At 72.6% G+C, this 13487-nt stretch carries 9 protein-coding genes; 5 read left to right on the top strand and 4 right to left on the bottom strand.

The window, feature by feature from the left end; translation table 11 throughout:
* Window positions 1-104: 104 nt before the first annotated feature.
* Window positions 105-2363, bottom strand: a complete 2259-nt coding sequence (locus ACZ4UB_RS33345; protein ID WP_468076068.1) for a PIG-L family deacetylase — start codon at window positions 2361-2363, stop codon at window positions 105-107.
* A 188-nt stretch (window positions 2364-2551) separates the two neighbouring features.
* Between ACZ4UB_RS33345 and ACZ4UB_RS33340 the strand changes: the two genes are divergently transcribed.
* The 4 genes from ACZ4UB_RS33340 (at window position 2552) to ACZ4UB_RS33325 (ending at window position 8183) form a co-directional block, all read left to right on the top strand.
* Window positions 2552-5539, top strand: a complete 2988-nt coding sequence (locus ACZ4UB_RS33340) for a bifunctional [glutamine synthetase] adenylyltransferase/[glutamine synthetase]-adenylyl-L-tyrosine phosphorylase (protein WP_468076066.1) — start codon at window positions 2552-2554, stop codon at window positions 5537-5539.
* A 654-nt stretch (window positions 5540-6193) separates the two neighbouring features.
* On the top strand, window positions 6194-6412 hold the full coding sequence (locus tag ACZ4UB_RS33335; protein ID WP_468076064.1) for a hypothetical protein: 219 nt from the start codon (window positions 6194-6196) through the stop codon (window positions 6410-6412).
* On the top strand, window positions 6412-7233 hold the full coding sequence (locus ACZ4UB_RS33330) for a Crp/Fnr family transcriptional regulator (RefSeq protein WP_354383520.1): 822 nt from the start codon (window positions 6412-6414) through the stop codon (window positions 7231-7233). Before ACZ4UB_RS33335 ends, ACZ4UB_RS33330 begins: the two co-directional genes overlap by 1 nt.
* A gap of 245 nt (window positions 7234-7478) precedes the next feature.
* Entirely contained in the window at window positions 7479-8183 is a 705-nt protein-coding gene (locus ACZ4UB_RS33325) for a class I SAM-dependent methyltransferase (protein ID WP_468076062.1), read from the top strand.
* Window positions 8184-8207: 24 nt separating this feature from the next.
* On the opposite strand, the gene ACZ4UB_RS33320 is transcribed toward ACZ4UB_RS33325, so the two are convergent.
* From ACZ4UB_RS33320 to ACZ4UB_RS33310, 3 genes are all read right to left on the bottom strand, one after another.
* Entirely contained in the window at window positions 8208-9119 is a 912-nt protein-coding gene (locus tag ACZ4UB_RS33320) for a phosphatase PAP2 family protein (protein WP_468076060.1), read from the bottom strand.
* Between the two features lie 113 nt (window positions 9120-9232).
* Complete coding sequence (locus tag ACZ4UB_RS33315) at window positions 9233-10255, bottom strand: LacI family DNA-binding transcriptional regulator (RefSeq protein ID WP_399267337.1); 1023 nt, start codon at window positions 10253-10255, stop codon at window positions 9233-9235.
* 25 nt (window positions 10256-10280) lie between these two features.
* Window positions 10281-11987, bottom strand: a complete 1707-nt coding sequence (locus ACZ4UB_RS33310; protein WP_468076058.1) for a glycoside hydrolase family 13 protein — start codon at window positions 11985-11987, stop codon at window positions 10281-10283.
* Window positions 11988-12209: 222 nt separating this feature from the next.
* Here ACZ4UB_RS33310 and ACZ4UB_RS33305 point away from each other — a divergent pair, with 222 nt between their 5' ends.
* Window positions 12210-13484 (top strand): extracellular solute-binding protein, encoded by a 1275-nt coding sequence (locus ACZ4UB_RS33305; RefSeq protein WP_354383515.1) that lies wholly within the window; start codon window positions 12210-12212, stop codon window positions 13482-13484.
* Window positions 13485-13487: the final 3 nt, after the last annotated feature.

Here is a 13487-nt window from a genome sequence, read left to right as displayed (position 1 = left end):
CCGACCTCTAGGTCCCTGCTCGTGCCGAATTGGCCGAATTTAGTCGGTGGGCAACATCACGGCCCCGAGGCCGGTCGGCGTCGCTGCCCCGGGGCCGGTCGGCGTCACGGCCCCGTGGTCCGCGGGCCGACCGGCTGCCAGGGGGCCAGCCGCGCCGTGGGGGAGTCCGTCGCCGAGCTGAGGTAGAGCCGCGCGTCGAGCCCCAGGACGGCCACGCCGATCACGTTCCGGCCGGCCGGGGCGCTCGCGGGGGAGCCGACGAACATCAGCGCCGAGCGCTGCCACGCCAGGCCCGCGCCGACGTCCGACCCCAGCGCGCCGCCCACCGAACGGCCCGCCACCAGGTGCCCGGTCGCCGTCACCGCGCCGAAGCCCTGTAGGCCGCCCAGCTCCGTGGGGCCGGTCACGTCGAAGCCGCCGGGGGGCGCGGCCGGGGCCGCCGTGGGCTTCGCCGTCACCAGCGCCGTGCGGACGTCGCCCGAGCCCGGCTTGCGGAACCACAGCCGTACCCCGCCGCCCCGGGCCGCCGCCGTCAGCGGCAGCGTGGTCGCGGGCAGTCCGGTGGGCGCGGCCGGGCCGGGCGCCGCGCCCGGCGTCGGCGCCACCCAGGCGAGCACCGTGGACGGGGTGCTCGCGAACACCATCCGGCGGCCCGCCGCATCGGTGGCCGTGGCGGGGTTGCCGTGCAGGTCGCGGCCGCCGAGCCGATCCCAGGGGCCCCAGGAACCGTCCGCGCCCCGGGTGCGGCCGCGCAGGGTGTACGCGCCGTCGCGGACGTACACCGCCAGGCGCCCCGCGCCGTCCACCGAGACCGCGGGGGCGCTGATGTCGGAGGTCCAGTCCGCGTCGTCGGCCTCGGGGGTGCCGAGCGAGTCCCACGCGCCGAACTCCACCGACCCCGCGGACTTCTGGACGGCGTACACGACGTCGCGCCGGTAGTCCTGCGGGCGGGTGCCGAAGGAGGTGCGGGTGCCGAAGACGGCGATCCGACCGTCCGGGAGGGTCGTCGTCGACACGCCCGGATCCATGCCGGTGCCGGGCAGCAGCCGCGGCCCGTCCCAGGCGCCGAGCAGTCCGTCGCGGTGCCAGAGCGCCACCTGCCCGTCCAGGACGCGCAACGCCCACAGCCCGGCGTGCGCGTCGGGGGCCAGCCAGGAGGTGCTGTTGCCGCGGGCGTAGTGGATGGACTCGGTCCAGTGGTTGCCCGAAGGGTGATCGGCGACCTTGAGGTCGCCGCAGCCCGCCGCGCTGCCGCAGTGGTTCGCGCGGTCGAGCCAGGCGTAGGTGTCCAGGCTGTCCAGCTTCTCCCGGGCCTCCCGCGGGTCCAGGGCGGCGGGCAGGGCGCCGTTGAAGTAGCCGAGGTAGTTCTGCACCGCGAAGTGCGGGCGGTCCTTCACCTCGGCCGCGTACCGGGCGAGGGCGCGCTGGACGAACCGGGCCCCGTAGAAGTGGTCCTGGTGGTCGGTGTACCGCTTGTCGTCGGGGTAGCGGCCGGGGGTCGGGTCCTGGGCGCGCACGGTGGTCGGCTTGTACGTCGCCAGCACGCCCGCGAGCGTCCGGACCACCTGGTCCGCGGTGTACGTGAACGCCCCGCGCACCGGGGTGCCGGAGGACAGCATCGACTCCAGGTGGGGGACCCGGCCGTCCCACAGGCCGTGCAGGCTGTCGGGCCGGTCGGCGTAGACGTTGCCCGCCTCGCGCAACTGGAGCCACAGCAGGTGGACGGAGGGCTCGGCGACCAGGACGTCCAGCTCGGCGCGGCCGCCCCCGGCCGTGGGTACGGACGTACGCCGCCAGGCGCTGGTGCGGTCGCCGGTGGCCATCTGGGCGTAGGCGGCGCGGATGCCGTTCTGGCGGGCCTCGGCGTAGGCGGCCTTGTCGGCGGGCGGGGCGCCGCCGCCCGCCTTCCCCGGGGCGCCGTTGACCCCGTCGGCCTCGCCGGAGGTCAGGTAGGCGGTGGTGACGGGGTGTCCGGTGGCGATGGAGTTCCGCAGGTCCGGGTTCATGAAGTACAGGTCGTCGTCGGGGTGGGCGACGATCTGCAGCACGCTGCCGGGGTCCGGGGGATCGGGCAGGGCGTCCGGAGCCGCCCCGGAGGCGCCGGCGGGTCCGGAGAGCCGCCCGAGCGCCTCGCCGCCGCGGGCGAGGGCGAAGCCGCCGGCGACGAGCGCGGCGACCACGGCCAGCGCGGCGACGGCCCGGCCGCGGCGCGTGCGGAGGCTCCGGTGCCCGTGCCCGAGGGGTCCTTGCCGGGCGGCCACGGCGTTCCCGTCCGCCTTCCCGTGCCTGCCGCGGCGGCCCCGCGTTCCGCGCCCCTCGCCCGCTATCGGGGAAGGGGCGTCACGGGGGTCGGGCTCGTGCATCGGGGGCCTCCGCGGGTGGACGCGCGAGGGGGCGCCGCGGGCCGGCCCCCATAACGGTCCATCGGTTCTTAAATCCGGCAATTCGCCTCATGATACTCATCGGTGAGCCGCCGCCCCGATCCGGCTAAGGTCGACCGAGGCAGAGCCAGGGCAGACTCTGCGTCGTGGCAGGAGCGGGAGGCGACGGGATGACGGTTCCCGGACGCAGGAGCAGCACCTTCATCCGGCTGGTCCGCAGCGGGTTCACGGACCCCTCGGCCGCCGCCCGGCTGCTCGACGACGACGCGCTGGCCGCCGTCCGCACCGACCCCGTGCTCCTCGACGCCCTCGGCGCGACCGCCGACCCCGACCTCGCCCTGCTCGGCCTCGTCCGGCTCGCGGAGGCGCAGGCGCCCGAGGACCTCCCGCTGCTCCTCGACACGCTCATCAGCGCCAAACCACTGCGGGACCGGCTGCTCGGCGTGCTCGGCGCCTCCGAGGCCCTCGCCGACCACCTCGCCCGCCACCCCCACGACTGGCGGGCCCTGGTCACCTACGAGTCGGCGGACCTGCACCCCGGCCTCGCCGAGTTCGAGCGCGGCCTCGCCGACGCCGCCGACCCGGTCGCGCTGCGCGTCTCCTACCGCCGCTGCCTGCTCTCCATCGCCGCCCGCGACGTCTGCGGCACCACCGACGTCGCCCAGGCCGCCGCGGAGCTGGCCGACCTCGCCACCGCCGCCCTCCGCGCCGCCCTGCGCATCGCGACCGCCGCCGCCCCCGAGGACGCCGCCCAGTGCCGGCTCGCCGTCATCGCGATGGGCAAGTGCGGCGGCCACGAGCTGAACTACGTGTCCGACGTCGACGTCATCTTCGTCGGCGACACCGCCCCCGGAGCCGACGAGGGCAAGGCCGTCCAGGCCGCCACCCGGCTCGCCTCCCACCTCATGCGGATCTGCTCCGAGACCACCGTCGAAGGGACCATCTGGCCCGTCGACGCCAACCTCCGCCCCGAGGGCAGAAACGGTCCGCTCGTCCGCACCCTCGCCTCCCACCTGGCCTACTACCAGCGCTGGGCCAAGACCTGGGAGTTCCAGGCCCTGCTCAAGGCGCGCGCCGTCGCCGGGGACCCCGACCTGGGGGCGCAGTACATCGACGCCATAACGCCGATGGTCTGGCAGGCGGCCGAGCGCGAGAACTTCGTGGCCGACGTCCAGAAGATGCGCCGCCGCGTCGTCGACAACATCCCCGCGGCCCAGGTCGAGCGCGAGCTGAAGCTCGGCCCCGGCGGCCTGCGCGACGTCGAGTTCGCGGTCCAGCTCCTCCAGCTCGTACACGGCCGCAGCGACGCCACCCTGCACTCGGGCACCACCCTCGACGCCCTCCAGGCCCTCGCCGCCGGCGGCTACGTCGGCCGCACCGACGCCGCCCAGCTCGGGGACGCGTACCGCTTCCTGCGCGCCATGGAACACCGCATCCAGCTCTATCGGCTGCGCCGCACGCACCTCGTCCCCGAGGACGAGGCCGACCTGCGCCGCCTCGGCCGCTCCATGGGCCTGCGCACCGAACCCGTCGTCGAGCTCCACAAGGCCTGGCGCCGCCACGCCTCCGTGGTCCGCCGCCTGCACGAGAAGCTCTTCTACCGGCCGCTCCTGGACGCCGTCGCCCAGCTCGCCCCCGGCGAGACCCGGCTCTCCCCGCGCGCCGCCGGACAGCGCCTCGAAGCGCTCGGGTACGCCGACCCGTCCGCCGCCCTGCGCCACCTGGAGGCCCTGTCCTCCGGGGTCAGCCGCAAGGCCGCCATCCAGCGGACCCTGCTCCCGGTGCTGCTGGGCTGGTTCGCGGACTCCGCCGACCCGGACGCGGGCCTGCTCGGCTTCCGCAAGGTCTCCGACGCCCTCGGCAAGACCCCCTGGTACCTGCGGCTGCTGCGCGACGAGGGCGCCGCGGCCGAGAACCTGGCCCGCGTCCTGTCCGCCGGGCGGCTCGCCCCCGACCTGCTGATGCGGGCCCCCGAAGCGGTGGCCCTGCTCGGCGACCCCGGTGGCCTGGAACCCCGTACGCACGACGCCCTGGCCCAGGAGGTGCTGGCCGCCGTCAACCGCGCCGACCACCCCGAGGCCGGGGTCGCGGCCGCCCGCGGGGTGCGCAGGCGCGAACTCTTCCGCACCACCGCGGCCGACATCATCGGCTCCTACGGCACGGAGGAGAGCCCGGCCGAGGAGGACCCCGGCGCCCTCGTCGACCGCGTCGGCAACGCCGTCTCCGACCTCACCGCCGCCACGATCGCGGGCGCCCTGCGCGCCGCCGTCCGCGGCCAGTGGGGCGACACCCTGCCCACCAAGTTCGCCGTCATCGGCGTCGGCCGCTTCGGCGGCCACGAGCTGGGATACGGATCCGACGCCGACGTCCTCTTCGTCCACGAGCCGCGCGAGGGCGTCGACGAACAGGAGGCCGCGAAGGCCGCGCAGACCGTCGTCTCCGAGATGCGCAGACTGCTCCAGCTGCCGACGGCCGACCCGCCGCTGCTCATCGACGCCGACCTGCGGCCCGAGGGGCGCTCCGGGCCGCTCGTGCGGACCCTGCCCTCCTACGCCGCCTACTACCGGCGCTGGGCCCTGACCTGGGAGAGCCAGGCGCTGCTGCGGGCGGAGCCGGTCGCGGGGGACCCGGAGCTGGGGGCGCGCTTCATCGACCTGATCGACCCGCTGCGCTACCCGGTCGAAGGGCTCGGGGAGGACGCGGTGCGGGAGATCCGGCGGCTCAAGGCGCGCATGGAGTCGGAGCGGCTGCCGCGCGGGGCGGACCCGACCCTGCACACGAAGCTGGGCCGGGGCGGGCTGAGCGACGTCGAGTGGACGGTCCAGCTGATCCAGATGCGGCACGCCTGGGCGGAGCCGGGGCTGCGGACCACCCGGACCCGGCAGGCGCTGGCCGCGGCGCACGCGGCGGGCCTGATCCCGACCGAGGAGGCGCAGATCCTGGACGAGGCATGGGTGCTGGCCACGCGGGTGCGCAACGCGGTGATGCTGGTGCGGGGGCGGGCCGGGGACACCTTCCCCTCCGACGCGCGGGAGCTGGCGGCGGTGGGGCGCTACCTCGGCTACGGCCCCGGCAAGGTGGGGGAGATGCTGGACGACTACCGCCGCACCACCCGCCGCGCCCGCGCGGTCGTCGACGAACTCTTCTACGGCGCGTAACGGGCGGCCCCGGCCGGGGGCGGGGCCGGGGTGCGCGCGGGTCGGCCGTGGGCGGGGGTTCCTTCCGCCGGTCGCCGATCAAGGGTTGACCAGCGCGGTCGGCGGGGCGGCGGGACGAGATGAACAGGGACGTCTCCTGTGACCTCGGTCTCTTTCGGGCCCCCCAAGGCCCTCTCCACCGCCTTTGTGTAAGGGGTGGCGCTGCCATCTGAATCCTACGGATACGGAGCGTGACGGGCCGGGCTCCGCGGGCTCCCCCATTAGTGGGGGGTGCGCCCGCGCGCGCCGGTGCCGGGGCGATCCCGGGGTACCAACCCGGGATTGCCGCCCCGACGTGCTGCGCTAGACCGGCCAGGGTTCAACGGCAGCGACAGCAATGTAACGGATTTTACTGACTAGTAACTCCCGCATTCTCGGGATTTGAGGCGCCGACGATCCGCAACTCATTAATCGTGGGGTGTGTGAAACGCCAAGAATGATCGATCATCGTGAAGCTTTGGGTAAGGGTTGCACCCTTAAATAGCAGGTCATGGGCGCTGTCGAGCTGAGTTATCGTCTTTGGTTACTGCAGGGCCATCTTTTTTCGTCGGCCGACCAATCCGGCGCGACTCTGCATATCGCTAGACCGGCCACCGTTCGACAAAAGAGGGATCGATGGGAAACTTCCTGCTCGCTGCTGTCCTGATCTTCGGAATCACGGCAGTGCTTCTCGGCTTCGTCGTGAAGGTGCTGTCCTCCACGCCCGCGCGGATCGCCGTCGTCGTGGGTGCGATCGTGGGGGTGCTGGTCGCCTTCCCGCCCGTCCTGGAGGCGCTCAAGGGCGAGAGGGTGGCGCCCTCTCCCGCGGCCCCGGTCGAGAGCGGGGTGCGGTGATGGCCTTCTGGAAGCCCAACGAGCCGCTCCAGCTCGGCTCGACGTTCCACGACATCAACGTCTCCACCGGCAGGATCGTGCGCCGACCCGGTTCGGCGAAGCGCCTGAGCTCCGTCTTCGACCTCAACCCCTTCCTGCGCGAGCTCCCGAAGGAACTGCGCAACAACCTGCGGGAGACGATGCGCACGTCCCGCGCCTACGGCCGCGGCACCGAACTGCGGGGCGTGGGCGTGGGCGGCACCGTCCACATCGTGCTCAGCGGCTGCGTGCGCGAGTGCACGACCCCTCCCGCCTCCACCGTGCGCATCCTGGGCGCGGGCGCGGTCCTGGGGTGTACCGAGGTCTTCGACGAGCGGATCCCGGCACCCCTCACCACCTGCCTGACCGAGACCTGGACCCTGTGTCTGCCGCTGGAGCGCCTGCGCGCGATGGCGGAGGCCAACTCCGCGTTGCTGAAGGCGATCGGGGTGTCCGTCACCGACCGGATGGAGGCGAGCGAGCGCATCTACAACCGTCTCGCCTACAAGTCGGAGCAGCGCCTCGCCGGGCTGCTCGCCCACCTGCTCATGCACTGCGCCGTGCCCGGGAAGCGCTACGACTTCATGATCGAGGGGCCCACGCAGCACGACCTGGCCGCGGCGCTCAGCCTGAGCATCGGCTCGGTCGAGGGGGGCCTGGCGTCGCTGCGCAGGGACAACATCGTGATCACCGGATACCGCACCTTCGAGTTCCCGTCCGTCCGCCGGCTGCTCGAAGCCAGCCAGATCAAGTTCCCGCCCGGTTCCCTCGCCGGAACCCTCACGTCCTTCCAGGCCCCGTAGTAACGAGGGTCGGAATTAGATATATGCGCGGGGTCGGGATCGGGCCGACCCCGCGCATTCTCATGCGTCCGTGACGCGTGGAAGTCGGGCGCCGGTGCGAGGTTCTTTATGTCGTGGCTACATGTTAAAAAAATGCTATTTCGGTCATTGCGTTTAAATGCGGCGACATTTCGTGGGGAGCGGGGGAGTTCCGGTGGGCGGGGGCGGGTAGGAACACGGCGTCCGGAACCGCGGAAGGAGAAGTCATGGCCCCGTCCGACCGATACCTCAGGGCCTGGGACGGCTTCTGGGAGGAGAGCTCGGGCTCGCAGGGCGAGGCCTTCTGGGACGCCCCGGCCGCCCTCACCGCCGAGCGGGACCTCACCCTGCTGGAGCCCTACGCCGACCCCCGCCTCCCCATCGCCGACCTCGGCTGCGGCAACGGCACCCAGACCCGCTTCCTCGCGACCCGCTTCGCCGCCGCCATCGGCGTGGACCTCGCCGAGGCCGCCGTGGCCCACGCCCGCCGCGCCGACCCGGCCGGGCTGGCCTCGTACGAGCGCCTCGACCTCACCGACGCCCCCGCCGCCCGCGCCCTGCACGACCGCCTCGGCGACACCCACGTCTACCTGCGGGCCGTCCTGCACCAGAGCGACCCCGAGGACCGCCCGGCCGTGGCCGCCTCCGTGGCCGCCCTGCTCGGGGACACCGGCCGGGCGCTGGTGCTGGAGCCCACCGACCGGGCCGAGACCGTCCTGCACACCCTGGGTCCGAACCCGAAGCTGCTGCGCGTCCGGCAGCACGACCTGCGCCCCGGCCGCGTGGCCGACGGCGAGGTCGCGGAGCTGCTGCGCGGGGCCGGACTGCGCATCCTGGAGCAGGGCCCGACCGCGCTCGCCATGAGCGAGGTACGGGAGGACGGGACCCCCGTCGAACTCCCGGCCCGGTGGTTCGTGGCGGCCAGGGCCTAGGCGCCAGGGCCTAGGCGCCGGAGCCTAGGCGCGCGAGCGGATCCGGCGTGCCCGGCGCAGCAGCGCGGCCGAGGCCGGGTGCGGTCCGGTGTGCAGGGGGTGGCGCGGCAGCCGGTGCGGCAGCGACCCGTACCAGGCCCGCGAGACGGTGTAGCCGAAGGCCAGGCAGAGCGCGCCGCCCGCCGCGTCGAGCCAGAAGTGGTTCGCGGTCGCGACGATGACGACGAGCGTCGCCGTCGGGTACAGCAGCCCCAGGATCCGCGCCCAGGGCGCCGAGGCCACGGCGAAGACGGTCAGCCCGCACCAGAGCGACCACCCGATGTGCATGGAGGGCATCGCCGCGTACTGGTTCGACATGTGCTTGAGGTCGCCGGAGGCCATGGAGCCCCAGGTCCGGTGCTTGAGCACGGTGTCGATGAACTGCGTGCCGTTCATCAGCCGGGGCGGCGCGAGCGGGAAGAGGTAGTAGCCGACCAGCGCCACACCGGTGGTGGCGAAGAGGACCAGCCGCGCGGCGGCGTACCGCCCCGGATGGAAACGGTAGATCCAGACCAGTACGCCGATGGTCACGATGAAGTGCAAGGTGGCGTAGTAGTAGTTCATGCCCACGATCAGCCACGTCACCGAATCGACGGCGTGGTTGACGCTGCGCTCCACCGCGATGCCGAGGGTGTTCTCGACGCTCCAGATCCAGTCGGCGTTCGCGAGCGCGGCCGTCTTCTCCTCGGGCACCGAGTTGCGGATGAGCGAGTACGTCCAGTAGCTCAGCGCGATCAGCAGGATCTCGAACCAGATCCTGGGGCGTCGCGGGGCGCGCAGCCGGGCCAGGAGGCCGCCCGCGGAGTCTTGCCGGCCGGTGGGGCTCCCGCCCCCGGACACGGCGGGTGACGAGACGTCCGTCCTGGTATCCAGTGTCTTCACACTCACTTCACCCATGGGGAAAGAGTCTGTCAGATCGCGTACCTGCCCCGATCATCCCCCGGTACGGTCTTCCCCGCACGGGATCCGCCCTGCGGACGATCGCGCGCGGAGGAAGTGCAGGTCAGGGGCTATCGGCGGGTGGGGCCTGAGGCGGTGGAGCCGCGCACTACCAGCTCCGGCAGGAAGACGAACTCGCTGTGCGGCGCAGGGGTCCCGCCGATCTCCTCCAGCAGGGTCCGCACGGCGGCCTGCCCCATCGCCTGGACCGGCTGCCGGATGGTCGTCAGCGGCGGATCGGTGAACGCTATGAGCGGCGAGTCGTCGAAGCCGACCACCGAGACGTCCTGCGGCACCCGCAGCCCCTGCTGCCGGGCGGCCCGTACGGCGCCGAGCGCCATCATGTCGCTGGCGCACACGATGGCCGTGCAGCCCCGGGCGATGAGCGCGGTGGCCGCGGCCTGTCCGCCCTCCAGCGTGTACAGCGAGTGCTGGATCAGCTCCTCCGTCGCGGCCTCGTCCAGCCCGAGCCGCTCGCGCATGCCGAGCCGGAAGCCCTCGATCTTGCGGAGCACCGGCACGAACCGCTTCGGCCCGACGGCCAGCCCGATCCGGGTGTGGCCGAGCGCGGTCAGGTGGGTCACCGCGAGCTGCATGGCGGCCCGGTCGTCGGGAGAGACGAAGGGGGCCTGCACCTTGTCGGAGAAGCCGTTGATCAGGACGTACGGGACGCCCTGGCCGCGGAGTTGGTCGTAGCGCCCCATGTCGGCGGTGGTGTCCGCGTGCAGGCCGGAGACGAAGATGATGCCCGAGACCCCGCGGTCCACGAGCATCTCCGTCAGCTCGTCCTCGGTCGATCCGCCGGGCGTCTGGGTGGCCAGCACCGGCGTGTACCCCTGCCGGGTGAGGGCCTGGCCGATGACCTGCGCGAGCGCGGGGAAGATGGGGTTGTCCAGCTCGGGCGTTATCAGCCCGACGAGTCCCGCACTGCGTTGACGCAGCCGCACGGGACGCTCGTACCCGAGGACGTCGAGCGCGGCCAGCACGGATTCGCGGGTGCCCGCGGCCACACCGGGCTTGCCGTTGAGGACCCGGCTGACTGTGGCTTCGCTGACCCCCGCCTGAGCTGCGATGTCGGCAAGCCGCGCGGTCATGGGAGTGGACTGTACCGGTCGCACGTCACATTGCCCACCACGTGCACGTATCGGGGGGAAGCAGGACGGTGCGCCCGTCCGTCTCCACCGGAGAGCTGGACAGTACGGGCCTTCCGGGCGCCGCGAGCTCCACCGGGGAAGGGCCCGTGTTGAGCGTGCAGACGAAGCCGGGGCGGGCGAAGACGAGCACCCCTTCCGGCCCGGGCAGCCACCGCATCCCGGTCGGGCCGGGATCCGCCCGACCGTCCGGGTCGGCTTCGGGGGCTGCGGGGTCCGCGGGGCGCGTGGGGTCCGGGCGGCCGGCCTCCGGTGCGCCCAGGCCCGGCATGGCCCGGCGCAGCTCGATGGCCGCCCGGTAGAGCTCCAGGGTGGAGTGCGGGTCACCGGTCTGCGCGGCCACGCTCAACCCCGCCCACTGCGCGGGCTGCGGCAGCCAACTCCCACCCGAACCGAAACCGTACGGAGCCTGCGTACCCGACCACGGAATCGGCACCCGGCAACCGTCCCGCAACCCGTCCTGCCCGGAACCCCGCGAGAACGCCGGATCCTGACGCACCTCGTCCGGCAGATCCACCACCTCCGGCAGACCCAACTCCTCCCCCTGGTACACATACGCCGACCCCGGCAACGCCAACATCAACAACGCCGCCGCCCGCGCCCGCGCCACACCCCGCACCCCACCGCCATAACGCGTCACGTGCCGCACCACATCGTGGTTCGACAACACCCACGTCGTCGGAGCACCGACCGCCGTGGTGGCGGCCAGGGACCCGTCGATGACCGTCCGCATCTCCCGCGCGTCCCAGGGGCACTTGAGGAAGCGGAAGTTGAAGGCCTGGTGCAGCTCGTCGGGGCGGACGTACAGGGCGAGCCGCTCGGAGGTCGGCGCCCAGGCCTCGGCGACCCCGATCCGCTGGCCGTCGTAGGCGTCCAGCAGACGGCGCCATGAGCGGTGGATCTCGTGCACCCCGTCCTGGTCGAAGAAGGGGAGCGGCTCGCTGCCGATCAAGGTGGCCTGCGCCCCGCGCCCCAGGTCCGGCAGCCCGGCGGCCTTGACCATGCCGTGCGCGACGTCGACGCGGAAGCCGTCGACCCCCAGGTCGAGCCAGAACCGCAGGACGGAGTCGAACTCCGCCCGCACCTCGGGGTGCTCCCAGTTCAGATCGGGCTGCTCGGGGGCGAAGAGGTGCAGATACCACTCGCCGTCCGCGATCCGCGTCCACGCCGGGCCGCCGAAGATCGACTCCCAGTCGTTCGGCGGCAGCTCCCCGCCCGCCCCCCGCCCGGACCGGAAGTGGAAGCGGGCTCGCTCCGGCCCGCCCGGCGCCCCGGCGAGCGCGGCCCGGAACCAGGGGTGCCGCTCGGAGGTGTGGTTCGGCACCACGTCCACGATCACCCGCAGCCCCAGCGCGTGCGCGGCCCGGACCAGGTCGTCCGCGTCGGCGAGGTCGCCGAAGAGGGGGTCCACGGCCCGGTAGTCGGCGACGTCGTAGCCGCCGTCCGCCTGGGGGGACACGTAGAAGGGAGTGAGCCAGAGGGCGTCCACCCCGAGCCGGGCCAGGTGGGGGAGGCGCTCGCGCACCCCGCGCAGGTCGCCGATGCCGTCCCCGTCGCTGTCGCCGAAGGACCGTACGTACACCTCATAGATGACGGCATCGCGCCACCAGCCGCCGCTCGCGGTGACGTTGCTGGAAGCGCTTGCAAGCCGCGAGGCGGTCAGCTCATGGGTCATATCGGGGTCAACGTGCGGACCCGGCCCCTGGTTGCGGGCCCGGTCACCCGAAGACGGTTCGAACTAACAGCAAGCTGCGGCAACCGTACGGACACACGGATGTAACGATCACCAGGTCTTGCAGAAAATTGCCGCAAGGTCTTTCGGTCGGCTTTCAGGCTTGTTACGTTCCTGGCAACTCGGGACCGCGAGGGCGCGGCCGGGATCATCGAAGGAGTTCATATGCGGCGTGGCATAGCGGCCACCGCGCTGGTCGCGGCTCTGGCGCTCGCGGCGACGGCTTGCGGCGGCGACAAGAACGACAACGGCGGCGGCGACAGCGCCGGTGGCGAGATCTCCGGCACGGTCACCTGGTGGGACACCTCCAACGACACGGAGAAGGCGACCTTCCAGAAGATCGCCGAGGCGTTCACCGCCAAGCACCCGAAGGTGACCGTCAAGTACGTCAACGTGCCGTACGGCGACGCGCAGAACAAGGTCAAGAACGCCTTCAGCAGCGGCGCCGAGGCCCCCGACGTCATCCGTGCCGACGTCGGCTGGGTCGCCGACTTCGCCTCCCTCGGCTACCTGGACAAGGTCCCCGCCGACGCGGCCAAGAAGGTCGACGCCGACTTCCTGCCCCAGGCCGCGGCCAGCGGCAAGTACGAGGGCCAGCTCTACGCCGTCCCGCAGGTCATCGACTCCCTCGGCCTCTTCTACAACAAGAAGATGCTGGCGGACGCGGGCGTCAAGCCCCCGACCACGCTCGAAGAGGTCAAGACCGCGGCCGCCGCGATCAAGGCCAAGACCGGCAAGACCGGCCTCTACGTCCGCGGCGACGACTCCTACTGGTTCCTCCCCTTCATCTACGGCGAGGGCGGCGACCTCGTCGACGCGAAGACCAAGACGGTCACCGTCGACAACGCGGCGGGCGTCAAGGCCTTCAAGGACGCCCGCGACCTGATCACCTCCGGCGCCGCCGTCACCAACGCCACCGACGGCTACGACAACATGCAGACCGCCTTCAAGTCGGGCGAGGTCGCGATGATGGTCAACGGCCCCTGGGCGGTCAAGGACACCTTCTCCGGCGCCCAGTTCGCCGACAAGGCCAACCTCGGCATCAGCGCGGTCCCGGCCGGCTCCGTCAAGGCCGGCGCCCCGCAGGGCGGCCACGACCTGGCCGTCTACGCGGGCTCCAAGAACCGCACCGCCGCGCACGCCTTCGTCGAGTACATGACCTCGCAGGAGACCCAGGTCCAGGCGACCAAGGAGCTGAGCCTGCTCCCGACCCGCACCGCCGCCTACGAGGTGCCGGACGTCAAGGGCAACGAGATCGTCGCCTTCTTCAAGCCCGCCGTGGACAAGGCCGTCGAGCGCGCCTGGATCCCGGAGAACGGCTCCCTCTTCGAGCCGCTCAAGGTGCAGTACACCAAGGCGGTCACCGGTGCCTCCAGCCCGGAGGACGCGGCCAAGGCCACCGGTACCGAGTTCCGCAAGATCCTCAAGGGTTGGAAGTAGCAC

Source organism: Streptomyces sp. NPDC028419, assembly GCF_055565515.1.
The sequence above is the reverse complement of the archived record's forward strand: the minus strand, read 5'-3'. Positions and strand labels throughout refer to the sequence as shown.